Genomic DNA, 22,424 nt, shown 5'->3' on the forward strand with positions numbered 1-22,424 from the left:
ATGATGGGGCATTTTATGATGACTTTAGAATTCAGCCGACTAATATGATGAGGGCTGAACTAATTGTGGCAGAAGCACTAGAGCTGTTTTGCGTAGGCTAGATTATTTAGTTCGTATACTTAGGCGGTAACACATGTTTGAAATCATGGAAACCAGCGAAAATTTCATCAAGATCATGCCCATTAATGAATAGGTCGAGGTTAGCCTCGGGGGCAAACCCTAAATCGGCGGTCTTTTGTAGCATGGCGACTAGATCGTCGTAGAAGCCGTCGATGTTGTAGAGCGCAATCGGCTTTTGGTGAATATCCATTTGACTCCAAGATAACATTTGTAAGAATTCTTCAAAGGTGCCAAACCCGCCAGGTAAAACGATAAAGGCGTCAGCGAGGTGAAGCATCTTTTCCTTGCGTTCGGTCATCGTGCGCGTTTCGATAAAAGTCGTGACGTCCTTAAATGCAAGTTCTCTTGCGACCAGAAAATGCGGGATGATCCCGATAACGCGGCCACCAGCATCCATAGTTGCTTTGGCGACTTTCCCCATTAAACCATGGTCGCCACCGCCATAGACGAGTTGGTAATCATTAGCGGCCAAGTATTGACCGAGTGCCACCGTTTTCTCACTAAATGCGGGATCTAAACCAGAATTAGACCCACAAAAAACACAGATATTATGAATTGCCATTCTAAACTACCCCCAAGATAAAATTTTCTAGCAAAAATGCGGCCCGGATAGGCGCCGCATTTTTGTGAACTAACGTGTTGATTAATCGTCTGGATTACCAATATCGTAGTCGGTGTCTTGCATTGCTTCAACTTGACCCAAGCGGTAACCATTCCCAACTTGTGAGAAGAAGTCATGGTTAGAAGTCCCCGTTGAAATCCCGTTCATGACGACCGGGTTAACGTCTTCCGCAGTATCTGGGAAGAGGGCATCTTGGCCGAGATTCATCAAGGCTTTGTTGGCGTTATAACGACTAAAAGTCAAGACTTCATCAGACCAACCAATTTGATCGTAAACTAAATGAATGTAGTTTTCTTCATTCTCATAGAGTTTGTATAAGAAATCGAACATCCAGTCTTTAAATTCTGCCTGCTGCTTTTCAGAACGGTCTTTGAAGCCTAATTGGAACTTATAACCAATGTAAGTGCCATGGACACTTTCGTCCCGCAAAATCAATTTAATGATTTCGGCAACGTTTGGCAATTGGTTGTGGCCCAAGTAGTACAGTGGCGTATAGAAACCAGAATAGAACAGGAAAGTTTCCAAAAAGACGTTCGCAACTTTTTGCTTCAATGGATCTTCGTCGATGTTATCGTAAAGCTTGTAGATCCATTGGGCTTTTGCTTGCAAGAATTCTTCACTGTCACTCCAGTCAAAAATTTCATTAATTTCGTCCGGCGTATTCAATGTTTCAAAAATTGTTGAATAACTCTTTGCATGAACGGATTCCATGAACTGGATGTTATTCAATACGGCCGTTTCATGTGAGGTTAAGACGTTGCGGCGAAGTGCTTGCAGACCGTCTTGTGATTGTAACGTATCCAGCAGCGTCAAACCGCCGAAAACGTGTCCCACGACCCACCGGTGATCATCATCTAATTCACGCCAGTCTGCCATGTCGTTGGAAACTGGAATCCGGGTGTCTAACCAAAATTGTTCGGTTAACTTTTCCCAAGTACTTTTATCAATTGCATCTGAAACTCGATCCCAGTTAATTGCCTTATAGTTGCCATTACTGAGCAGTTTTTGGTAGTAAGCCAAGTCTGTTGCCATTTGTTATCCTCCTAGAGATCTAAGATACTAAATTACGCAGCTTTCACATTCGTTAACACCGACTTCGCCATCGTCGTCCGTAAAGGTCCGAATATAATAAATCGATTTGATCCCTTTGCGGTAGGCGTAGTTCCGTAAAATGTTTAAGTCCCGCGTGGTCATCTTATCAGTGCGACCATCTTTCCATTCGTATAAGCCAGCTGGAATAGTTGACCGCATGAAGAGGGTCAAGCTCATTCCTTGGTCAACGTGTTGTTGAGCAGCCGCATAGACATCGATAACTTTACGCATATCAGTATCGTATGCTGACTTATAATAGTTAATTGTATCATTAGATAGGTAAGGAGCGGGATAATAAATCTTACCAATTTTCTTTTCTTGTCGTTCTTCGACCCGGTTGATGATTGGGTGTAGGCTGGCAGTCGTATCGTTGATGTACGAGATTGACCCATTTGGGGCGACAGCCATCCGGTTTTGATGATAGAGACCATCACGCATAACGGCTTCTTTGAGGTCTTCCCAATCAGCTTTGGTTGGAATGAAGATACTGTCAAACAGTGCAGCGGTCTTGTCATATTTTGGTTGCCAATCTTGGGTGGTGTACTTGTCAAAGTAAGAACCATCGGCATACTTGGATTTTTCAAAATTAACGAAGGTTTCGTGACGTTCACGCGCAATTTCGTTAGAAGCTTTTAAGGTCCAGTAGTTTAAGAGTAAGAAGTAGATATTGGTAAAGTCAACGGCTTCTTTACTGCCGTATTCCATCTGATTCTTCGCGAAAAAGGCATGGAGCCCCATGGCACCTAACCCAATGGTATGGGCTTGACGGTTCCCTTTTTGGATGGAAGGAACGACGTCGACGTTAGAGTGGTCAGTAACAAAAGTTAACGCGCGCACCATGGCTTCAACAGAATGTCCAAAGTCTGGAGAGGCCATTAAGTTAACAATGTTAGTCGAACCAAGGTTACAACTAATATCAGTTCCCAACTTCTCATACTGTTGTTGGTCATCAATTAATGATGGGGTTTGCACTTGCATCACTTCTGAGCACAAGTTACTCATCACAATTTTACCGTCGATAGGATTTTCGCGGTTCGCGGTATCAATGTTGACGACGTATGGGTAGCCAGATTCTTGTTGTAACTTGCTGATTTCATTTTCAAGGTCACGCGCCTTGATCTTAGTTTTACGGATGTTCGGGTTCTTAACCATATTGTCGTATTCTTTGGTGATATCGACATATGAGAACGGTACCCCGTATTCGCGTTCAACGCCGTAAGGACTGAAGAGATACATATCAGCGTCAGCCTTGATCAACTCGTAAAACTTGTCGGGTACGGTGACACCGAGTGAAAGCGTCTTGAGCCGAATCTTTTCGTCGGCGTTTTCCTTCTTAGCAGAAAGAAAGGCAATAATATCTGGATGAAAGACACTAAGGTAAACGACCCCGGCACCTTGACGTTGACCTAATTGGTTAGAGTAGGAGAAACTGTCTTCTAATAATTTCATGACGGGTACGACCCCACTAGCAGCGCCATCGATATGCTTGATTGGATCACCGGCACCCCGTAAGTTGCTGAGGTTAATACCGACCCCGCCACCGATCCGAGAAAGTTGTAACGCGGAGTTAATCGTCCGGCCGATTGAGTTCATATCATCGGTCGATTGAATCAAGAAGCAAGAAATCAATTCACCACGCCGGGCCCGGCCAGCATTGAGAAAACTGGGGGTGGCTGGTTGATAACGTTGGTGAACGATTTCGTCGGCCAGGTCCATCGCCAAGTCTTCATTACCATCAGCAAAGTAGAGGGCGTTCATTGCCACACGGTCAATAAAGTTTTCCAAGTAATAGTCGCCATCATCCGTCTTTAAGGCGTATTGGGCATAAAATTTGTAAGCCGCCATAAACGTCTTGAAGTGGAAGTCTTGCGACCGCAAGTAATCGTAAAGTTTTTCGATAAAGCTAAAATCATACTTATCAATGGCAGGGGTTTCCAAATAGTCGTGTTCACGTAGGTAGTCAAAGCGCGCCTTAAGACTATCAAATTTCATCGTGTTCGGTTCAACATTTTGTTCAAGGAAAGCGGCAAGTGCCTCCTGATCCTTGTTGAGCGGAATCTGATTGTTAACGGGAATATTGATCTCATTATTTAAGTCGTAATACGTGACGTCTTTTAAATCTTTTAAGGTCATAAGGAATCCTCTTTCTATCAGTATAATTGTGGCTGGCAAAATCGACGACCCACAATCAGTAGGTTGATGATTGTGGGTCGTTTATCATATTTTAAAGGGTAAACCAGCTATGTAACCACGCAAAAAAGCGTGAACAAACTAAACAGCTAATTGTTTTAAAGCATCCGGACGGAAGCCGGCAATGCTGTCTTCGCCATTGATTTCAACGACCGGAACAGCATGGAAACCTTGATTCTTCAGGTAATCGACGTATTCAGGATTCGTATTGATGTTCTTCTCTTCAAAGGCAATATTGTGCGCCGTGAGGAACTTCTTAGTCATCTTGCATTGCATGCAGTTGTTTTTAGTAAATACAGTAACTTTTTTCATTTTTCATCATCCTAACTCGTTTTTCTGATAAATTTAGTATACAACATGTGGTGAAAAAAACAATCAAAAAACACAACATCTAGGGTGTGGTAAAAATCACAAGTCCTAGATGTTGTGTTAGTGTCAGCTTTTAACCGACTAAAAAGTTTTTTAAATTATTTGTGGTTCACTCGCTGAATCAGTTATCATAGATATAGACCAGAAATTTAGAGGAAAATAAATATGACCAACTATTATTATACACACAATCCGGATATTGTGCATGATGAAAAGCAATGGAATTTTGAAATTTTTAATCACTCGTTTAAATTTACGACGGACAACGGTGTCTTCTCCAAGCGTACCGTGGATTACGGCTCACGAACACTACTTGCAGCGTTTGATCCAACTGATTTGCCAGCGGGCCCAATGCTAGATTTGGGAACCGGATATGGTCCCATTGGGATGGCGCTCGCGTATCAATCACCCGAACGAACGGTTGATATGGTCGATGTGAACGAGTTAGCGCTAAGCTTAGCGCGTAAAAATGTTGCTTTGAACCAAATTACGAATACCAATATTTTTACGTCTGATGTCTATCAACAAGTGACCGCGACTAATTACGCGGCGATTGTCACCAACCCACCGGTGCGCGCAGGTAAGGCAGTGGTGGATGCGATGTTAACGGGGGCCGTTTCACGGCTAGTCGTTGGTGGAACACTCACCGTCGTTTTACAGAAAAAGCAGGGCGCACCATCTGCGAAGAAATTGATGCAAACGACCTTTGGTAATTGTCAGGTGATTAAGAAGGACAAAGGGTATTACATCCTACAAAGTGTAAAGGAGGGATAGTCGTGACGGAACCAACAGCGGAAGACTGGATGCAAGAAGCATTACATGAAGCGCGGATGGCCTACTTAATTGGCGAAGTGCCGATTGGGGCCGTGATCGTTCACCAGGGTGAAATTATTGGCCGTGGTCACAATTTACGGGAGCATGGTCAGGATGCAACGATGCACGCGGAAATTATTGCGATTCAGGAAGCTTGCGAATATTTGCATAGTTGGCGATTAGCCGATTGTCAGCTATATGTCACCTTGGAACCATGTTTGATGTGTAGTGGGGCTATTATTAATGCACGGCTACCTGAACTCTACTTTGGTGCCCGTGATCCCAAGGCTGGCGCCGTTCGTAGTTTGTATCAGGTGATGGATGATACCCGGTTAAATCATCAAGTAACGGTTCATGAACGCATCTTGGCACGTCCGGCCGGCGAGATGTTGGAAAACTTCTTCCGTGGGATTCGTAAACGGAAAAAGGCGGCTAAAAAAGCACGACGTGAAGCTGCTGAAAAAAATTAGGCCGATGGCTGGTAATTGTGGCGCAAATCATGTATTATAGTATTTGCCGCAAGGCCAAAAGGCAAGGGTGGATTTACGAATCGTGTCAGGTCCGGAAGGAAGCAGCACTAAGTTTGCTTCATCTTGTGCCTTTTGTTTTTATGAAATGTAACAGCTCTTAGCCATTCGGTTGAGAGCTTTTTATTTAAATTAAATATTGAGTGCTAGTTTTGAACGTGCTGATAGGTTGGTTTATTTTTATTTACCTATTATTATAGTAGTAATACGTTATTTGGGTGATGCTTTTCAGGCTGATAGTTAAAGCCACTGCTTGTTGAAGGAATAACCAAACGCCTAACAAAGGTGGTTAAAGGCCTGGGCATCGACTCGTTGGCAAGTGCGCTTAGATGCTTAATTTGCATAACTGACACTGATCGTTAGTGGAAGCAGCACAACCAGGAAGCTAACTGTTCAGGACGTTTAAACAATGGCTTATAATAAGTAATGATAACCAAAGTATGACTGATGTAAGAAAGGAAGAATCGCATGTATCGGGCACTATATCGGGTTTGGCGTCCCCAACGCTTTGATGAGATTGTCGGGCAACAGATGATTACCCAGACACTAAAAAATGCCATTATGACCCACCAGACGAGTCATGCGTATCTGTTTACCGGTCCCCGGGGAACTGGGAAAACGTCGGCAGCAAAGATTTTTGCCAAGGCAATTAACTGTCACCATCTTGTTGATGGGGAACCTTGCAATGAATGTGAGACTTGTACGGCGATTACCAAGGGGCAACTAAATGATGTCATCGAAATTGATGCGGCTTCTAATAATGGCGTGGAAGAGATTCGTGATATTCGGGACAAAGCGAAGTATGCTCCAACGCAAGCGGACTATAAAGTCTACATTATTGATGAAGTTCATATGTTATCGACTGGCGCGTTTAATGCGTTGCTCAAAACGCTAGAAGAACCCCCGGCTAACGTTATATTTATCTTAGCGACAACGGAGCCCCATAAGATTCCATTAACGATTATTTCACGGACGCAACGGTTTGATTTTCGGCGGATTACGGCTAAGGATAGCTACGATCGGATGGTGTACATCCTCAATGAGAAGGATGTGACCTATGATGAAAAAGCGCTACGCGTCATTGCAGCGGCTGCTGAAGGTGGAATGCGGGATGCTTTAAGTATTCTGGATCAAGTAATTTCGTTTGGGGATAACACGGTTACGTTGGATGATGCGTTAATGGTGACGGGAAGTGTGACCAAGCAGTTGCTGGCTAACTATGTCAGTGAGGTCACCGACCATGATACGAAGCCGGCACTAGAGACGATGCGACAAATCTTACAAGAAGGTAAAGATGCGAACCGTTTCATTGAAGATTTGATCAGTTATACGCGTGACGTGTTACTCTATCAACAGGCCCCTGAAATGGTCGATAGTGTGGCGATGGGCGAGGATGATCAACAATTTGAAGCATTTGCCAAGCAAATCGATGCTGAAGTCCTGTACCAAATGGTCAAGACGTTGAACGATATTCAACAACAAATGCGGTTCACGACGCACCCCGACGTTTATTTAGAAGTGTTGACGGTCAAGCTAGCTCAGTTGGATGGTCAAGCGGCCGTTCAACCGGTAGCTGCGGCAACGGTCAATCCTGAAGATCCCACTGTGCATAAACTGGCACAACAAGTTGAACAGTTGCAAAGCGAGGTCAAAACGTTACGTTCTCAAGGTGGTAGTATCACTAAACCTGCACCGGCTAAGCCGCGGTCGAGTAATGGCCCGGTTGTTAAGAAGGTTAATGTCAGTCAGATTTATCCTATTCTGGGAGCGGCAACGAAGAATGATCTCATTAAGGTGCGCGATGTTTGGACTGATTTGATGAATATTTTGAGTGTGACGCAGCGGGCCCTAATGCACGTGGCCCAACCAGTTGCGGCCAGTTCAGAAGGTGTTGTGGTTGCGTTTGACTATGCGTTTGTTTATCAAAAAGCGATTGATGACCAGACCTTGATCGATGCACTCGGAAATGGTTTGGATCGGCTGATGGGACAGGCACCCAAGATTGTCTGTGTGCCTAAAGAACAGTGGCCACAAATTCGTAAGGATTATTTGGCCACTCACCAGCCAGGAGGTGCAACATCAGAGCAACAAGCACCGGCCAAAGAACCGGTCGTTGAAGAAGCTAAGAATATGTTCGGTGATTTAGTTGAAGTACAGCCGGACTAAAGACGAAAGGAACTGATAATTATGATGCGTGGAATGGGCAATATGCAAAGTATGATGAAACAAATGAAGAAGATGCAGGCGCAAATGACAGCCGAACAAGCGGCTTTAAATGAACAAACCTTCACGGGTGCGGCGCCAGACGACATGGTCAAAGTCACTTTTACTGGTGATAAGAAGATGAAGGATATTACGATTAACCCTGATGCTGTTGATCCTGATGATGTGGATATGTTACAGGACTTAGTCGTTGCTGCGGTGAACGACGCATTGACTAAGGTCGATGAACAGACACAAAGTACAATGGGAAAATATACTAAGGGATTACAGTAAAAACGAGGTAAGTACATGCAGTATCCAGAACCAATTGCTAAGTTGATTGATAGTTATATGAAGTTGCCCGGCATTGGTGGCAAGACTGCGACGCGGCTGGCGTTTTATACAATTGATATGAACGGTGATGACGTCACCGAGTTCGCTAAGTCGCTGATTGCGGCCAAACGGGACCTGCATTTTTGTAGTATTTGCGGTAATATCACCGAAGATGATCCGTGTGTGATTTGTAAGGATAAGTCGCGTGATCAAAGCACCGTTCTGGTTGTTGAAGAGGCCAAGGATGTCATGGCAATGGAAAAGATTAAGGAATACAACGGGCTGTATCACGTCTTACATGGGGTATTGTCACCCATTGATGGCAAAGGTCCGGAAGATATCAACATTGCCAGTTTATTGAAACGGCTACAGCAAAATGAAGCCATCAAGGAAGTCATTATTGCCACCAACGCTACGCCTGAAGGTGAAGCAACAGCGATGTACATCTCGCGGTTAGTTAAGCCGGCGGGAATCAAAGTGACCCGATTGGCGCACGGTTTGTCGGTTGGTAGTGATATTCAATATGCGGATGAAATGACCTTATTCAAAGCCGTTGAAGGTCGCCAAGAAATGTAATTGGAGGTGCCACCATGTTTAAACGTAAACAGAAGATCAAGCATCCCAAGGAAGTTTTTGATGAACAGTTATTGTCGACCCTGAATGCCGCTAAGTTGGACTGGGACCGTGCGAAGCAGAACCAAGAAGCGGTTTATGATAATAATACGAGTGAACTAGTTACGCAGACCGCCTTAGCGCGTGCTAAGTATTTATATCTGTATCGTGAAGCACGTTTACGTCAAGTTCATGGGCAGACGATTCAGCGCTCGGTCATTGATAAATAGACTGTTAGTGATTTAAGAGATAACTTGTTTCAAAATAAAGACGCACGTCGTTGATTTTTGTAAATCTACGGCGTGCGTTTTTGATTTAGAACCCTAGCATTATTTTACCAGTTAATCTGTCATGCATTGTGATTAAGACATGCTAGGTGCGGCAATTGGAATAGAAGATGTGTATCTACTAATGAATAACAAACTAAAATCGGTATTTATCAATCGTGGGTAGTACTACCTAATAACTTTTTAGCAATTCACCGAATAAATCATCAAAACCACAATTGGTAGTAGCCGACCCACGTAAAAATCGTGAAAAAGTACCCTCACTAGTGGTAACCGTATTAGACAGGTACTCAAAAATCAAGTACAATTGCTACATATAAGAAAATAGATGGGATTGGGAATGTTGACAGGAAAATTAGTTACTTTTGAAGGGCCAGACGGTGCCGGCAAAACGTCAGCTTTAAACGCGATTGTGGCCAAATTACAGCCACAATTAGGGGATCGCTTAGTTGTGACGCGTGAACCGGGCGGGAATCAAATCTCAGAAGCAATTCGAAAAATCATTTTAGACCGTCATAATACGGCGATGGACGACCGTACGGAAGCGTTACTCTATGCGGCAGCACGGCGACAACATATCGTCCAAACCATTCAACCAGCATTGCAGAACGACCAACTTGTCTTGTGTGATCGCTACATCGATAGCTCGGTCGCTTATCAGGGGGCTGGTCGTGGTATTGGGGAACAAGCGGTTTATGATATGAATCAGTTCGCGACCGCGGGGCTAACCGCAGATTTAACGTTGTATTTTGACGTAGATGCTGCCGTTGGATTAAACCGCATTCAACAACATCGCCAAAATGAAATTAATCGCTTGGACGTGGAAGCCTTAAGTTTCCATCACCGGGTGCAAGCAGCGTATTTGAGATTACTGGCTGATCATCCTGACCGTATCAAGCGCGTCGATGCAAGTCAGCCATTGGACCAAGTTGTGACGCAGGCCTTAGAGATTATGGCGTCACAGTTACCGGCTTATGTGGCATCCAAGGGAGGGGAAGACCAATGAAATTAATTATTGCAATCGTTCAAGATAAGGACAGTAACCGGTTGAGCAGCCAGTTCATTGAAGCCAATGTTCGGGCCACGAAGCTCTCAACGACGGGGGGATTCCTACGTTCAGGTAATACCACTTTTATGATCGGTATTGATGATGACCGTGTGGATGAAGTTTTAGCCATGATTAAAGAAACGAGTCATGCGCGGGAACAGTTTATGACACCACCAGTCAATCTAGACGTGACGATGGATGGCGCAGCTGCCTATCCAGTTGAAGTTCAAGTCGGTGGCGCCACGGTCTTTGTTCTACCAATTGAACAATTTCACCAATTTTAATGAAGGATGATTATTAATGGCAACAACCGAGTCATTTGCGCAAACGTTAGCGGCGAAACAGCCCCGCTTATTAGCGGCATTTAAACACATCATCGCCCAGAACCATCTGGCCCACGCGTACTTATTCGCGGGGATGGAAGGCGCTGGACAACCAGAACTGGCCCATTGGATTGCGCAACGGTTGTTCTGCCTGCATATTAATGATGGTGAACCAGATGGCACTTGTGAGGAGTGCGTCCGGATTGCTAATGGGTCGCACCCTGATATTGTGACAGTGGCTCCCGAGGGTCAGCGAATTCACGTTGATCAGGTTCGTTACTTAAAAGCTGAATTCTCTAAGAGTGCGGTCGAAGGTAACCGGAAACTGTTCATCATTAATGATGCGGAGAAGATGACAGCGAGTGCTGCCAATAGCTTATTGAAGTTTATTGAGGAGCCAAGTGGTAACGTCACGGCCTTGTTATTAACGACTAATAAGCAACTGATGCTACCAACGATTATTTCACGAACCCAGGTGATCGAATTCCCACCATTAAATGCGCAGGCGTTACAGCAGACGTTTGAACAGGCCGGGATTGCGCCAAACCAAGCGCAGATGTTACGGGGCCTGACAAATAGCGTGACCCAGGCGCAGGCGTTGCTAGCGGATGATTGGTTACCACAAGCTGCGCAAGCATTGTGGCGGTGGTTTGACCAGGCTGTTAAGGGTGATCCACGGAGTTTTGTGGCTGTGCAGGTCAATTTAGTTGGTTTGGCTAAGGACGCTGATCATCAGCTGGTTATGTTGGATTTAATTGCGGCCTTGTTCCAAGATCTATTGCAATTACATTTTGAGGTGGCAACGACAGCGTTAACCTTTGGTCAGTACCAAAAAGAATTGGCCGGGTTAACGGCTGAAGTCAGCGATGAGCAGTTGATTGCGGCGACAGAACTAGCTTTAACGGCCAAGCGCCAGCTAGCTAGCAATATTAGTTTTCAAAATGTCTTAGAAGGCTTAACGTTAAAGTTATGGCCGATTTTTCAAACAAACGCTTAAATAAAGGAAAACGAGGGTGAGCGCGTGGATAAGCGTGATTTATACGATAGTTTCGGTGAGATGGAACAACAGATGCAACAAATGCTAGACAAAATGGCTAAGTTACGCGCCGATATGACAACGGTGTTAGAGAAAAACGCGGAATTGGTCATTGAAAATGAACATTTACGTGAACACATGGTCGAAATTGAAAATGAATTGCCGAAAAAAGCGGCTAGCACGACCACGCTCTCAAAGTCACGGCAAAACTTGGAAAAACTCTATGATGAGGGCTTCCACGTCTGCAACCAGTTTTACGGCAAACGGCGTGACGATGACGAATCCTGCGTTTTTTGTTTGGAAGTCATTTATGGTGAACGTGAACGCGCATAGTCGAAAAAGTCTGGGAGTAGTCCCAGACTTTTTGTGCTTTTCACCACGAGTCACTCATAGGAACAAGTCACGGTCGAGAGGATTGTTAGGAGGACGTTTTGGAAACACAACAAAGTTTTGCAGATCATGCGGGTATCGGGACCTTGTACTTAGTACCGACGCCAATTGGCAACTTACAGGATATGACTTATCGGGCAGTGGCGACGCTTAAAACGGTTGACCTAATTGCCGCAGAAGATACCCGGAATACCCAAAAGTTATTGAATCATTTTGAAATTACAACGAAACAAATTAGCTTTCATGAACATAACACCCAAGAACGGATTCCCCAGTTAATTGAAAAATTACAGACGGGCGTTAACTTAGCACAAGTTAGCGATGCGGGGATGCCGTCAATCAGTGATCCCGGCAAAGAACTTGTGGCAGCCTGCATTGCCGCGAATATTCCAGTCGTGCCACTACCAGGTGCCAATGCCGGCCTGACTGCGCTGATTGCTTCTGGCCTAGTGCCACAGCCATTTTATTTCTACGGCTTTTTACCGCGTAAGAAGAACGAACAAAAAGCTGATTTAGCTAAATTGGCTCGGCGACATGAAACGGTGGTCTTGTACGAATCGCCATTCCGTGTTGCCAAGACCTTGACCCTCCTAGCGACCGTCTGTGAAGGGACGCGGCCAATTGTGGCGTGCCGGGAATTGACTAAGCGTTACGAGGAGTTTGCGCGCGGAACCTTGACTGAAATGGTGACGTGGGCGCAAGATCATCAGTTAAAGGGCGAATTTGTCCTTTTGATCGGTGGTAATCCGGATAAGGATGAACCAGAAACAATGGACGAATTGGCACAGTTGCCAGTCAAAGCCCAAGTCGAAGCGTTGATTGCAGCCGGAGATAAGCCCAACGTGGCCATTAAGACGATTGCGAAGCGACGGAATATTCCCCGGCAAAGCGTTTATAATCAGTTTCATGAACTAAATACCAACGATGAGGAGTCTTGATGAATGGCAACTTTAGGCGCAAATGCGAGTCTTTACAGTGAACAGCACCGGATTACGTATTATGAATGTGACCGCACTGGTCGCGCAACCTTAACGACATTAATTGATATTGCCGTACTGGCATCAGAGGATCAAAGCGACGCCCTTGGTTTAACGACGGAAATGGTGCAAAGCCATGGTGTCGGTTGGGTCGTCACGCAATATGCCATCGATATTACACGGATGCCCCGCCAAGACGAAGTCGTTACGATTGCCGTTCGGGGTAGTGCTTATAATCCATATTTTGCTTACCGTGAATTTTGGATTCGGGACGCAGATGGTCAACAGTTGGCCTATATTACGAGTATCTGGGTCATGATGAGTCAAACGACCCGGCGAATCGTAAAAATTTTACCAGAACTGGTCGCGCCGTATCAGTCGGAAGTCGTCAAGCGCATTCCGCGCTTGCCACGACCGATTAGTTTTGAAGCGACCGATACAACGATTACGAAGCCGTACCATGTCCGCTTCTTTGACATTGATCCCAACCGGCATGTTAATAATGCACACTATTTTGATTGGCTCGTAGATACGCTACCCGCGACGTTCTTGCTTCAACATGATTTAGTTCACGTTGACGTTCGCTATGAAAATGAAGTCAAGTACGGGCAAACGGTGACTGCTCATGCGAACATCTTACCGAGCGAAGTGGCCGATCAGGTCACGACGAGTCATTTGATCGAAGTTGATGATGAGAAGTGTTGTGAGGTCACGATTCAATGGCGGACTTTACCAGAGCCGATTCAGTAATTTGCTGGGTTGGTATTTACACTAGTGTGTTAATGATGTGGTCATGAGCGACTTGGTCGATTAGAACGCACGTTTTTATTAGAGTCGCTAGCGATTCAGTATGCTATGATTAATACATCCATACAGGGGAGGTTCATTATGTCAATTTTAGTTTTAGGGGGAGCTGGCTACATTGGTTCTCACATGGTTGATCGGTTAGTAGAACACGGTACGGACGTCGTGGTCGTTGATAATTTGGTCACGGGACACCGTGCTGCTGTTAATTCGGCGGCCAAGTTTTATCAGGGTGATTTGCGGGATGCGGATTTTTTGAATCACGTTTTTGATACTGAGGATATTGAAGCTGTCGTGCATTTTGCTGCCTTTTCAATCGTACCAGAATCAATGAGTAAGCCACTGAAGTACTTTGATAACAATACTGGTGGGATGATCACGTTACTTGAAACGATGCAGGCCCATGATGTGAAGCAAATCGTCTTCTCATCAACGGCCGCTACTTATGGGACACCTAAGCAGATTCCAATTAAAGAAACTGATCCACAGTTACCAATCAACCCGTATGGCGCTAGCAAGTTAATGATGGAACAGATTATGCACTGGGCGGACGTCGCCTATGGCATTAAGTTTGTCGCGTTACGTTACTTTAACGTTGCGGGTGCCAAGCCAGATGGCAGTATTGGCGAAGATCATGGCCCCGAAACACATCTGGTTCCAATCATTTTACAAGTTGCGCAAGGAAAACGCGATGAACTTAAAATCTTCGGCGATGACTATAATACGCCGGATGGGACGAATGTGCGTGACTATGTGCATGTTATCGACTTAGCTGATGCACATATCTTGGCTTTGAAGTACTTGGCTGCAGGAAATGAAAGTAATGCCTTTAACCTGGGTTCTTCAACTGGTTTCTCTAACAAACAAATGTTAGCGGCTGCTCGTGAAGTTACCGGGCAACCAATTCCAGCTAAGCTAGCGCCACGGCGGCCTGGTGATCCAGACTCATTGGTTGCGGCGAGTGATAAGGCGCGTGACGTGCTAGGTTGGCAACCAAATTATGACAATGTTAACGATATTATTGAAACAGCGTGGGCTTGGACGCAGAAGCATCCCAATGGCTACGATGATCGTGACTAGTATCGGTTAGCTGATAATTGAAAGCGGCTTTGAAATCTCGTCAATAGATTTCAAAGCCGCTTTTGTGGTCGTCAAAAAAGGTGCATGTCAGGATTGAGTCCTTGGCACGCACCTTTTAGATTGATCAATGCAGTTAGCGGTGAAGTTGTTGATAATCACCGATAATTATTAAGAGTCGTTGAATATCAGTTGTATCAACATCACCGATGGTACCAATTCTGAAGCTAGGGATATTTGAAACCTTCCCAGGATAAATGACGAAGCCGCGTTGCTTGATGAACTGATAGAAGTCAGCAAAATCAAAGTCGCCGTTCGGGTATTTGAATGACGTAATGATGGGCCCTTGAATGGCTGGATCAATCACTAATTCAAAACCTAGCGCTTGTAAGCCGTCGCTAAGGAGTTGTTGACTAGCACGGTAACGTTGGTAGCGTGGTGTCACGCCGCCTTCTGCTTGCAATTCAATGAGTGCTTGCGCAAAGGCATGTACCACGTGGGTTGGCGAAGTGAAGCGCCATTTTCCTGGTTGCTTGGTCATGGCTTGCCATTGGTCGTAGAGATCTAGACAAAGTGAACGAGCGTTGTCAGCAGTGTGGGCCAAGGTCGCTTGTTTTGCAATGATGAACGCAAAACCGGGCACGCCTTGCACACACTTGTTGGCACTACTAATCAAGTAGTCACAATCCAATTCATCAATGCTAATCGTGACGCCACCTAAACTGGACATGGCATCGATGATCGTTACGATCCCGTGTTCATGCATGATGGGCATTAAAGCTTCGATTGGGTTGAGAATCCCAGTTGTCGTTTCGCTATGAACGGTTGCGAAGTGGGTAATCTCCGGATGATCAGCTAAGGTTGCTTCAATCCGAACCGGATCGACGGCTTCATCTTCGTTGAACACAACGTCGATATGTGGAATATCGTAATATTCTGCGATTTGACTGATTCGATGCCCATATGCGCCGTTAATGCCAATCATTAAAGTTGCATCGGTCCGTGGTACTGCTGTGCCAATGGTGGCCTCAACACCAAAACTGCCGCTTCCTTGTAGTAGGACGGTCGTATAGTTTTCTGGATTGGCTTGGGCCATAGCTAAGATTTGTTGCCGAATGGTTTCGGTGACGTGCCGATAGTCACTATCCCAAGTACAATAATCAATTTGCATTGCGTCCTTAACACTGGCAGTCGTACTGAGTGGACCGGGTGTTAGGAGTAAATAAGGTTGTTTCATAAAAATCGGGCTCCTTGTCTGCTAATGATCAGTGGCAACCGGTTGATTGATTTGATCAAGCAATGCCGGTAATTCAGCCATCGATTGTAAAATGTAATCGGCACCAGCGCGTTGATAAGCGGCAGTGACGTGGGCTCGTCGTTCAGCTTGTTCGGCCGGGCTAAGGGCGTTGAAGGCTAACTCCGAAAGTCCCATGATGTTGCTACCATCAATAATCCCTACAGAGACTGCGTCGGCGTTGTTGCCTTCTAAGATATCATTAACGGAATCCCCAATTTTCATGACGGTCGTTGGATCAGTGACTGTGAGCTGTTCAGCTGCTAACGCAAGCATTGCCGGCGCTGGTCGACCAACACCGCCAGTTTGTTCTGAAGTGATGTTGACGGCGGGACGATAGCCTTGCTTAGCTGCGATCGGTAAGACCAGGGCTAACATTTCAGCGTCATAGCCGGTGGTCGTGCCATAGCTGATATTGTGAGCGGTCAAATAGTCAATTACAGCTGACATGCCGGGCTTTAATTGTCCGAATTCAGTCAGGGAGCTAAGCAAGATTGCCTTGAAGTTGCTAAAGATTTGATTGCAGTCGTCTTCAGTCGGTAAGACTTGGAAACGCGCCTGCCAGTCGTTTTGAACGGCCGGTAAATCCATGATTTTATGGATATGGGTGTACTTATCTAGTCCCATATCTTGGCGAATCTCAGCTTCAGAGATTTGAATACCAACGTTGGCAAAGGCTTTTTGGAAAGCCACGATGGGCGCCCGGCTGCCATAGTCAATGGTCGTGCCGGCCCAGTCAAAAATTACTGCTTTAATTGTCATTGATGAAAACTCCTTTGAATTTACTTAGTTGTTCTTTAAGTAGTGGCCACGTAACCGCATAGAAACCAGTTCGAGCACGATTGCGACACCCAAGAGTAGGTAGACAATCAAACCAACTTCATGGAAATCGAAGTAGAAACTGCCAGCCATGAAGAGGTAGTAACCGATATCGTCAGCACCAGCTGCAGCACCAACGGCGACCGCATTGGCAAAGTTAATTTCAAACCGGATAAACGTCCAGCTAAGAAGTGCTGGAATGATTGACGGGAGAATGGCCTGAAAAACAATTGGCCAAAAACCCACGCCACTCGCCTTTAACGCTTCAATCGTATCTTGCGAGGTTTCTTCAATACTTTCAGAATAAGCCTTAACCAAGTACGCTACACTGTGGAAGGTCAAGCCGACCACGGCGGCACTAGCACCTAATCCCATGACTACGGAGTAAATTAACACCCATAAAATCGTTGGAATGGCACGAATAAAGGCCATGACTGCTTTAATACTAGTAGCTAACCAACTGGGTGCTAAGTTACGGGCAGCACCGACGGCAATGAAGAAGGCGATTAGCGCTCCTAACAAAGTTGTCAACATCGCTAATGAAACACTAGTCATTAGGGCCCGTAAGAGTTGCCCCAGTGTGTCTTGACCAACGCTAGGGTGTAAGAACATAGCATTCAGGTTGAGACCTAAGCTATGCAAAGCGTCAATGATGTTCAGGTTGGCATTATTGAGTGTGACTAATGAATAGACACTGATAAGCGTTAGGCCAATCATAACGGCTCGCAGGATTTTGCGGGGCCGAGTCACCAACGAAATCGACCGGGTTGGTGGTGCTGACGGTTGAAGTACTTGTGTTTTGGGTTGACTGTTTTCAATCATGCAATTGCCCTCCGAATTCGATTAGATGTCAATTCTAAAACAATGACTAAAATCGCAATTAACAAAACAATTAGACCAGCAGCGTCATAGCGGAACGCCTTAAAATAGTAGTCAAAGAGAAAACCAACACCCGTACCCGTCAAGAGTCCGACCAAGGTTGCGTCCCGTAAGTTGTTTTCAATCATGTAGAGAATCCAACTAGTCAAGGTACTAGCGGCTTCGGGTAACACCCCACAGAAGACACATTGGAAATAGTTGGCGCCAACGGCTTGCAGTGCTTGAAGCTTTTCGGCATCGAGGTCCTCAATAGTTTCAGTAAAGGCCCGTGTTAGATAGCCTAGCGTCATAAAGAACAGTGCCAAGAAGCCCGTAAAGTCACTCTGTTTAAAAGAAAACAGAAGAATCATCGCCCAAGCGACCACCGGAATATTACGTAAGAGTGAAGCACCAAAACGAATAATCCAGCGGAGGACAGGCGTTGGGGTGGTCGTCTTAGCACCGAGAATCGCAAAGATCAGGGCGAAGAGACTAGCGACCATGGTTGATGAAATTGCCACGAGCAAGGTCCGCCACAGCTGATAAAGAATCGGTCCCAGATAAGAAATCGAACGACTTGTCGGAATAAAGTTGGTAAATAACCACATTAAGCCCGCTGGAATCTTACTGATCGAAGCCCACGCCTGAAAATTAACGAGGGCCATGGATAAGACGTAGATGCCAATTAAAATGAGCAAAACAACTGATAATCGCAACCGACGTTGCCGAAAAAAGCGTTGCGGTGTCATTGGATTAGTTTTCATTGGCAGCCACCGCCGTTGATTGGTCAGGTTGGCGATAAATGTGTTGTAAGACCGCGTCGTCAACTTCATTAGTGGCGCCTTCGAAAACGATGGCGCCGCTGTTAATGCCGACGATATGGTCGGTGTACGCCATTGCGATATCGACCTGATGTAGATTAATGAGGATAATCAGTTGTTTTTCCTTTGCCAATCGCCGTAGAATGTCCATGACAATGGTCGTTGATTTGGGATCTAGGGAAGCAATCGGTTCATCACATAAAATCATCTTAGGATGTTGCATTAATGCCCGTGCGATCCCGACCCGTTGTTGTTGGCCACCACTTAATTGATCGCAACGTTGGTAGGCGTATTCTTTTAACCCTACTTCGTCGAGTAGTTGTAGCGCCTCTTGTTTTTCGGCGCTACTGTAAAGGCCGAGCATGCCAGCAACCGTTGATTTAGCGCCTAAGCGGCCATGCAGAACATTTTCAAGGGCCGTTAACGGACTGATCAGATTGTAGTTTTGGAAAATCATGCCGATATGATGACGAACTTTGCGTAATTCAGCTTTGTTCGCTTGACGAATGTCAGTGTCATCGAGCAAAATTTGACCACTATCATCGCGGATCAACTGATTGATACTCCGTAAAATAGTTGTTTTACCAGCACCAGACGGGCCGATGATGGCAGTTACTTCGCCCGGTTTAGCTGTGAAGTTGACTGCTTTGAGCGAATGCTTATTGGAACCATATGTTTTATCTAGCTGAATAACCTTGAGCATTGGCAAATCCTTTCATTGTGAACTAATGGTACGTGGTTTAGTAACCTACTAACTTATGCGTTGGCGCGTACCACTTGTCGGTAACATTAACTAATTTGGACTTTTCTGATTTCTTAGGGAACATCATTGGTGTCTTCGCATTTGGTTCAGAGAAGATCTTTTTGTTTTGGGCAAAGGACTTCGACGTGAACTCAGTGGCGATCTTCTTTTGATCATCCTTGCTGAGGGCCTTGGTATTGTATACCCATGGGCCTTGTTGAACAGGCATCATGGCAATGTTAACGACCGACTTGCCGGCTAAACTTGTAAATGGCGCTTCGGCGTTATCCTTAACAGTGAAAGTTGAGCCGACCTTGTCCCATGATCCCTTGGTAACGTTTAAGTATGGCATTAAATCAGCATCATCAAAGGCAGCGACATCCGCATCCCCCTTGATTAAGTTGACCGCGGAACCCTGATGAGAGCCACCATAGAGCACTTTACTAAAGAATGATCCGCTTTGAGTTAATTTATCTTGGTCAGCGGTTTTGATGTTGAATTCACGTGAGATTTCAGCCGTTGGTACTAAGAAGCCTGAAGTTGAACTGTTGGAAACATAAGACATCTTCTTGCCTTTGACGTTCTTAATACTGTACTTACCGTTTTCTTCATACTTTTTGGCATCTTTTTGTTGTACCATTAAGTAGGAGTTATAAGTAGCGTCTTTCAAGGTACCTTTAGCATCAGATTGTGCGGCAAAAGGTACAACATCTTTGCTCTTGTGGTGTGCTTGGATATAACCGTTAGCCCCCATGTATGCGACTTGAGCTTTGCCGGATGCAATTGCTTGAATCGCAACGTTATAGTCGGTCGTGGTTTGTAATTTAACCGTCTTACCCGTTGCCTTTTCAACTGCTTGCTTAATGGCCGTACGGGAACCAGCAAAACTCTTGGCTGATTCGTTAGGATAGAAGACCACCGTGATGGTTTTGCTGCTATCCGTACTGCTACCACCAGATTTAGCACTGGTTCCGCTAGCGCAACCTGCGAGTCCTAAACCTAAAACCGAAATGAATGAAAGACCTAATAATGACTTACTAACTTTTGACATAGTTTCCAATTACCTCCAAGTAATTTTAGTTACTTGTGTAGCATAACAAGGTATTGTAAATGTGCGGACAAGGATTAGTGAAGTATATGTATAAGTTATGTAAATAATATTTACATTCGGTTTTCAATTCAGTGATTGGTAAGTATGAGTGGAAACTGGTCAGGATAGTTGTTGATTGTTTCTGGATTGAATTGGTTGGTTACTACCGTAAAGCTTTCAAAGTAAGTAAATTATGATAAGATATGTGAAGTAATTCAAAATGAGGAGTTTTTTAAAATTATGAAGTTGTTGGCGATTGATACTTCGAATCGGCCATTGAGTGTCGCGGTATTAGAAGATACCCAGATCTTGGCCACAACGACCACTAATGTTGGCCGTAACCACAGTAGTACATTATTACCGATTATTGAACAAGCCATGGCTCAAGCTAAATTGGCACCAGCTGATTTAGACCGGATCGTCGTTGCTGCCGGACCAGGGTCGTATACGGGGTTGCGAATTGGCGTGACGACTGCTAAAACACTTGCCTTTACATTAGATAAAGCCTTAGTTGGTGTATCGAGTTTGGCCGTGTTAGCTGGCAACATTGTGACGGAAGGCCAATTAGTGGCGCCGTTATTTGATGCGCGTCGTGACAACATCTTTGCCGGGTTATATCGGATTAAGAACCAGCGTCCAGTTGCCGTTATCGCTGATCAACATATCAGTGTGACCGAGTGGGGCCAACGATTAGCTAGTTATGATGAACCAATTACCTTTGTCGGCGCGGATGTCGATCAATATGCGGATGCTTTGCAGCAATCGTTAGCCAAGCAGTTCGTTCGTGCAGCCCCACAACTTGACTTGCCCCAAGCCGTAGTACTAGGTTTGATGGGTCGAACGCTGACACCCGTGAGTGAAATTCATAACTTTGTGCCGAACTATTTGCGTTTAACGCAAGCTGAACGTGATTGGCAAGCCAAGCACCCAGAAAAGGAACATGCGCCCTATGTTGAGAAAATTTAAGGAGTACTTTCAAAAAATGACCACCGGTGGCAATCAACGTCGCCAACGTGTATTGGCCATTCAAAATCACATCGTTAAAGTGGGCGAAGTCAATTACTATGTCTCACGCGCACTGATTACCGATGTGCCCGAGATGCTAGCCATTGAACGGGCCGTATATGCGGGACAGACACCGTGGGATGAAAATGCGTTTAAGACGGAACTTCGCCGACAGAGCGGTCGTTTCTATATTGTGATGCGTCATGAAGATCGCCTCGTCGCTTTTTGTGGTTGTGTCTTTGATGATCGCCGCCAAGATGCACATATCACCAATATTGCTGTACATCCTGATGTTCAAGGCCAAGGACTAGGCCATTTTATGATGCAAGTCATGATGAAGCGGGCGCGTAAGTTGCATTACCAAACGGTGACCCTTGAGGTTCGTTACAGTAATACGATTGCGCAACAACTTTACCGCGATTTAGGGTTTGAAAAGACTGGTATCAAGAAACGGTACTATTTTGGCGACCATGAAGATGCTATTGATATGACTTATCGTATTCCGGTAGCTACGGATGACTGAACGACAGCTTGTCGCCAGTACGCAGCTTGACGCGGGTCGGGCCGTCCAAGTTTGTTACCAGTTAGCGACATTAGCATATCCCGGTGGCGCACCTTGGCGGCAAGCGACGTTTGCGGCGGACATGGCGTTACCAACGGTACACTATGATTTATTACGGTGGCAGGATGAACTGATCGGGTTTGTCAGCCGCTCGACAGTGCTTGATGAGACCGAAATTACGAATATTGCAATTGATCCGGCCTATCAGCGTCAAGGGCATGCGCGGTGGTTATTAACAGCCTGCTTAGCACAATTATCGGCAGGGTCCGTATTCCTAGAAGTCCGGGCTAGTAATCTCGCCGCCCAGCGCTTGTATCAGCAATGCGGCTTTGACCAGATTGCCACGCGTAAGGAATATTATCATGATCCCGAAGAAGATGCGTGGATCATGCGTAAAATGATTAATTAAAA

At 45.3% G+C, this 22,424-nt stretch carries 26 protein-coding genes and 1 other RNA gene; 17 read left to right on the plus strand and 10 right to left on the minus strand.

From position 1 onward, the window contains the following. Positions 1-106 precede the first annotated feature (106 nt). The 4 genes from ACOV1R_RS09515 to ACOV1R_RS09530 all read right to left on the minus strand — a co-directional run bounded on the left by ACOV1R_RS09515 (position 107) and on the right by ACOV1R_RS09530 (position 4,336). Complete coding sequence (locus tag ACOV1R_RS09515) at positions 107-682, minus strand: TIGR00730 family Rossman fold protein (protein WP_003643936.1); 576 nt, start codon at positions 680-682, stop codon at positions 107-109. Between the two features lie 81 nt (positions 683-763). Next, complete coding sequence (gene nrdF / locus ACOV1R_RS09520; protein ID WP_003640950.1) at positions 764-1,774, minus strand: class 1b ribonucleoside-diphosphate reductase subunit beta; 1,011 nt, start codon at positions 1,772-1,774, stop codon at positions 764-766. Positions 1,775-1,801: 27 nt separating this feature from the next. Further along, entirely contained in the window at positions 1,802-3,967 is a 2,166-nt protein-coding gene (gene nrdE, locus ACOV1R_RS09525; protein WP_128485085.1) for a class 1b ribonucleoside-diphosphate reductase subunit alpha, read from the minus strand. A 138-nt stretch (positions 3,968-4,105) separates the two neighbouring features. Next, entirely contained in the window at positions 4,106-4,336 is a 231-nt protein-coding gene (locus ACOV1R_RS09530) for a redoxin NrdH (protein WP_003640952.1), read from the minus strand. 222 nt (positions 4,337-4,558) lie between these two features. Here ACOV1R_RS09530 and ACOV1R_RS09535 point away from each other — a divergent pair, with 222 nt between their 5' ends. The 14 genes from ACOV1R_RS09535 (at position 4,559) to galE (ending at position 14,825) form a co-directional block, all read left to right on the plus strand. Beyond that, positions 4,559-5,167: a class I SAM-dependent methyltransferase gene (locus ACOV1R_RS09535; RefSeq protein WP_003640953.1), complete on the plus strand. Its 609-nt coding sequence runs from the start codon at positions 4,559-4,561 to the stop codon at positions 5,165-5,167. 2 nt (positions 5,168-5,169) lie between these two features. Next, positions 5,170-5,676, plus strand: coding sequence for a tRNA adenosine(34) deaminase TadA (gene tadA / locus ACOV1R_RS09540; protein WP_003640954.1), 507 nt, complete (start codon positions 5,170-5,172; stop codon positions 5,674-5,676). Positions 5,677-5,729: 53 nt separating this feature from the next. After that, positions 5,730-5,816: signal recognition particle sRNA small type (gene ffs / locus ACOV1R_RS09545), an RNA gene on the plus strand. Positions 5,817-6,201: 385 nt separating this feature from the next. After that, positions 6,202-7,899, plus strand: coding sequence for a DNA polymerase III subunit gamma/tau (dnaX, locus tag ACOV1R_RS09550; RefSeq protein WP_003643940.1), 1,698 nt, complete (start codon positions 6,202-6,204; stop codon positions 7,897-7,899). Between the two features lie 21 nt (positions 7,900-7,920). Next, positions 7,921-8,229: a YbaB/EbfC family nucleoid-associated protein gene (locus ACOV1R_RS09555; protein WP_003640956.1), complete on the plus strand. Its 309-nt coding sequence runs from the start codon at positions 7,921-7,923 to the stop codon at positions 8,227-8,229. A gap of 15 nt (positions 8,230-8,244) precedes the next feature. Next, on the plus strand, positions 8,245-8,844 hold the full coding sequence (gene recR / locus ACOV1R_RS09560) for a recombination mediator RecR (RefSeq protein WP_003637790.1): 600 nt from the start codon (positions 8,245-8,247) through the stop codon (positions 8,842-8,844). A gap of 14 nt (positions 8,845-8,858) precedes the next feature. Next, a complete protein-coding gene (locus ACOV1R_RS09565) occupies positions 8,859-9,110 on the plus strand; it encodes a YaaL family protein (RefSeq protein ID WP_003640957.1) in 252 nt (83 codons plus the stop codon). Positions 9,111-9,507: 397 nt separating this feature from the next. Then, positions 9,508-10,173 (plus strand): dTMP kinase, encoded by a 666-nt coding sequence (gene tmk, locus ACOV1R_RS09570; RefSeq protein WP_016510978.1) that lies wholly within the window; start codon positions 9,508-9,510, stop codon positions 10,171-10,173. Further along, complete coding sequence (locus ACOV1R_RS09575) at positions 10,170-10,499, plus strand: cyclic-di-AMP receptor (protein WP_003640965.1); 330 nt, start codon at positions 10,170-10,172, stop codon at positions 10,497-10,499. Before tmk ends, ACOV1R_RS09575 begins: the two co-directional genes overlap by 4 nt. Before the next feature lie 16 nt (positions 10,500-10,515). Next, positions 10,516-11,535 carry a DNA polymerase III subunit delta' gene (gene holB, locus ACOV1R_RS09580; protein ID WP_003640966.1) on the plus strand — a complete coding sequence of 340 codons (1,020 nt, stop codon included), beginning with the start codon at positions 10,516-10,518 and terminating at the stop codon, positions 11,533-11,535. A gap of 24 nt (positions 11,536-11,559) precedes the next feature. Beyond that, positions 11,560-11,907 (plus strand): DNA replication initiation control protein YabA, encoded by a 348-nt coding sequence (locus tag ACOV1R_RS09585; RefSeq protein ID WP_003640967.1) that lies wholly within the window; start codon positions 11,560-11,562, stop codon positions 11,905-11,907. A 98-nt stretch (positions 11,908-12,005) separates the two neighbouring features. Continuing rightward, positions 12,006-12,902, plus strand: coding sequence for a 16S rRNA (cytidine(1402)-2'-O)-methyltransferase (gene rsmI / locus ACOV1R_RS09590; RefSeq protein ID WP_016510979.1), 897 nt, complete (start codon positions 12,006-12,008; stop codon positions 12,900-12,902). 3 nt (positions 12,903-12,905) lie between these two features. Further along, on the plus strand, positions 12,906-13,691 hold the full coding sequence (locus ACOV1R_RS09595) for an acyl-[acyl-carrier-protein] thioesterase (RefSeq protein WP_003640969.1): 786 nt from the start codon (positions 12,906-12,908) through the stop codon (positions 13,689-13,691). 138 nt (positions 13,692-13,829) lie between these two features. Next, complete coding sequence (galE, locus tag ACOV1R_RS09600; protein ID WP_016510980.1) at positions 13,830-14,825, plus strand: UDP-glucose 4-epimerase GalE; 996 nt, start codon at positions 13,830-13,832, stop codon at positions 14,823-14,825. A 133-nt stretch (positions 14,826-14,958) separates the two neighbouring features. Here the strand turns inward: galE and phnW are convergent, their stop codons facing one another. Genes phnW through ACOV1R_RS09630 form a run of 6 tightly spaced genes read right to left on the minus strand, consistent with a single transcriptional unit; the run spans position 14,959 to position 20,407 of the window. Continuing rightward, positions 14,959-16,059, minus strand: coding sequence for a 2-aminoethylphosphonate--pyruvate transaminase (gene phnW / locus ACOV1R_RS09605; protein ID WP_021357345.1), 1,101 nt, complete (start codon positions 16,057-16,059; stop codon positions 14,959-14,961). Between the two features lie 21 nt (positions 16,060-16,080). Then, the gene (gene phnX / locus ACOV1R_RS09610) at positions 16,081-16,878 is read right to left on the minus strand and encodes a phosphonoacetaldehyde hydrolase (RefSeq protein ID WP_013355242.1); all 798 of its coding nucleotides are present in this window, start codon (positions 16,876-16,878) and stop codon (positions 16,081-16,083) included. 24 nt (positions 16,879-16,902) lie between these two features. Further along, complete coding sequence (locus tag ACOV1R_RS09615; protein ID WP_003640973.1) at positions 16,903-17,757, minus strand: PhnE/PtxC family ABC transporter permease; 855 nt, start codon at positions 17,755-17,757, stop codon at positions 16,903-16,905. Then, the gene (gene phnE, locus ACOV1R_RS09620; protein ID WP_003640974.1) at positions 17,754-18,557 is read right to left on the minus strand and encodes a phosphonate ABC transporter, permease protein PhnE; all 804 of its coding nucleotides are present in this window, start codon (positions 18,555-18,557) and stop codon (positions 17,754-17,756) included. The genes ACOV1R_RS09615 and phnE overlap by 4 nt, the downstream gene beginning before the upstream one ends. Continuing rightward, entirely contained in the window at positions 18,547-19,317 is a 771-nt protein-coding gene (gene phnC / locus ACOV1R_RS09625) for a phosphonate ABC transporter ATP-binding protein (protein ID WP_003640975.1), read from the minus strand. The genes phnE and phnC overlap by 11 nt, the downstream gene beginning before the upstream one ends. 37 nt (positions 19,318-19,354) lie before the next feature. Then, complete coding sequence (locus ACOV1R_RS09630) at positions 19,355-20,407, minus strand: phosphate/phosphite/phosphonate ABC transporter substrate-binding protein (RefSeq protein WP_003643945.1); 1,053 nt, start codon at positions 20,405-20,407, stop codon at positions 19,355-19,357. 279 nt (positions 20,408-20,686) lie between these two features. Here ACOV1R_RS09630 and tsaB point away from each other — a divergent pair, with 279 nt between their 5' ends. Genes tsaB through rimI (ACOV1R_RS09645) form a run of 3 tightly spaced genes read left to right on the plus strand, consistent with a single transcriptional unit; the run spans position 20,687 to position 22,422 of the window. Next, positions 20,687-21,412 carry a tRNA (adenosine(37)-N6)-threonylcarbamoyltransferase complex dimerization subunit type 1 TsaB gene (gene tsaB / locus ACOV1R_RS09635; RefSeq protein WP_003640977.1) on the plus strand — a complete coding sequence of 242 codons (726 nt, stop codon included), beginning with the start codon at positions 20,687-20,689 and terminating at the stop codon, positions 21,410-21,412. Further along, positions 21,396-21,974 (plus strand): ribosomal protein S18-alanine N-acetyltransferase, encoded by a 579-nt coding sequence (gene rimI / locus ACOV1R_RS09640; RefSeq protein ID WP_011101142.1) that lies wholly within the window; start codon positions 21,396-21,398, stop codon positions 21,972-21,974. Before tsaB ends, rimI (ACOV1R_RS09640) begins: the two co-directional genes overlap by 17 nt. Beyond that, complete coding sequence (rimI, locus tag ACOV1R_RS09645) at positions 21,967-22,422, plus strand: ribosomal protein S18-alanine N-acetyltransferase (RefSeq protein ID WP_003640979.1); 456 nt, start codon at positions 21,967-21,969, stop codon at positions 22,420-22,422. The genes rimI (ACOV1R_RS09640) and rimI (ACOV1R_RS09645) overlap by 8 nt, the downstream gene beginning before the upstream one ends. The last annotated feature ends 2 nt before the right edge of the window (positions 22,423-22,424 follow it).

It is taken from the genome of Lactiplantibacillus sp. YT640 (genome assembly GCF_049745435.1).
Lineage (GTDB): Bacteria > Bacillota > Bacilli > Lactobacillales > Lactobacillaceae > Lactiplantibacillus > Lactiplantibacillus plantarum.

What these genes read in the sequence shown, in the direction of transcription:
- ACOV1R_RS09515 (WP_003643936.1), bottom strand. Translation starts at nt 682, where the DNA reads ATGGCAATTCATAATATCTGTGTTTTTTGTGGGTCTAATTCTGGTTTA.
- nrdF (WP_003640950.1), bottom strand. Translation starts at nt 1,774, where the DNA reads ATGGCAACAGACTTGGCTTACTACCAAAAACTGCTCAGTAATGGCAAC.
- nrdE (WP_128485085.1), bottom strand. Translation starts at nt 3,967, where the DNA reads ATGACCTTAAAAGATTTAAAAGACGTCACGTATTACGACTTAAATAAT.
- ACOV1R_RS09530 (WP_003640952.1), bottom strand. Translation starts at nt 4,336, where the DNA reads ATGAAAAAAGTTACTGTATTTACTAAAAACAACTGCATGCAATGCAAG.
- ACOV1R_RS09535 (WP_003640953.1), top strand. Translation starts at nt 4,559, where the DNA reads ATGACCAACTATTATTATACACACAATCCGGATATTGTGCATGATGAA.
- dnaX (WP_003643940.1), top strand. Translation starts at nt 6,202, where the DNA reads ATGTATCGGGCACTATATCGGGTTTGGCGTCCCCAACGCTTTGATGAG.
- ACOV1R_RS09555 (WP_003640956.1), top strand. Translation starts at nt 7,921, where the DNA reads ATGATGCGTGGAATGGGCAATATGCAAAGTATGATGAAACAAATGAAG.
- recR (WP_003637790.1), top strand. Translation starts at nt 8,245, where the DNA reads ATGCAGTATCCAGAACCAATTGCTAAGTTGATTGATAGTTATATGAAG.
- ACOV1R_RS09565 (WP_003640957.1), top strand. Translation starts at nt 8,859, where the DNA reads ATGTTTAAACGTAAACAGAAGATCAAGCATCCCAAGGAAGTTTTTGAT.
- tmk (WP_016510978.1), top strand. Translation starts at nt 9,508, where the DNA reads ATGTTGACAGGAAAATTAGTTACTTTTGAAGGGCCAGACGGTGCCGGC.
- ACOV1R_RS09575 (WP_003640965.1), top strand. Translation starts at nt 10,170, where the DNA reads ATGAAATTAATTATTGCAATCGTTCAAGATAAGGACAGTAACCGGTTG.
- holB (WP_003640966.1), top strand. Translation starts at nt 10,516, where the DNA reads ATGGCAACAACCGAGTCATTTGCGCAAACGTTAGCGGCGAAACAGCCC.
- ACOV1R_RS09595 (WP_003640969.1), top strand. Translation starts at nt 12,906, where the DNA reads ATGGCAACTTTAGGCGCAAATGCGAGTCTTTACAGTGAACAGCACCGG.
- galE (WP_016510980.1), top strand. Translation starts at nt 13,830, where the DNA reads ATGTCAATTTTAGTTTTAGGGGGAGCTGGCTACATTGGTTCTCACATG.
- phnW (WP_021357345.1), bottom strand. Translation starts at nt 16,059, where the DNA reads ATGAAACAACCTTATTTACTCCTAACACCCGGTCCACTCAGTACGACT.
- phnX (WP_013355242.1), bottom strand. Translation starts at nt 16,878, where the DNA reads ATGACAATTAAAGCAGTAATTTTTGACTGGGCCGGCACGACCATTGAC.
- ACOV1R_RS09615 (WP_003640973.1), bottom strand. Translation starts at nt 17,757, where the DNA reads ATGATTGAAAACAGTCAACCCAAAACACAAGTACTTCAACCGTCAGCA.
- phnE (WP_003640974.1), bottom strand. Translation starts at nt 18,557, where the DNA reads ATGAAAACTAATCCAATGACACCGCAACGCTTTTTTCGGCAACGTCGG.
- phnC (WP_003640975.1), bottom strand. Translation starts at nt 19,317, where the DNA reads ATGCTCAAGGTTATTCAGCTAGATAAAACATATGGTTCCAATAAGCAT.
- ACOV1R_RS09630 (WP_003643945.1), bottom strand. Translation starts at nt 20,407, where the DNA reads ATGTCAAAAGTTAGTAAGTCATTATTAGGTCTTTCATTCATTTCGGTT.
- tsaB (WP_003640977.1), top strand. Translation starts at nt 20,687, where the DNA reads ATGAAGTTGTTGGCGATTGATACTTCGAATCGGCCATTGAGTGTCGCG.
- rimI (WP_011101142.1), top strand. Translation starts at nt 21,396, where the DNA reads ATGTTGAGAAAATTTAAGGAGTACTTTCAAAAAATGACCACCGGTGGC.
- rimI (WP_003640979.1), top strand. Translation starts at nt 21,967, where the DNA reads ATGACTGAACGACAGCTTGTCGCCAGTACGCAGCTTGACGCGGGTCGG.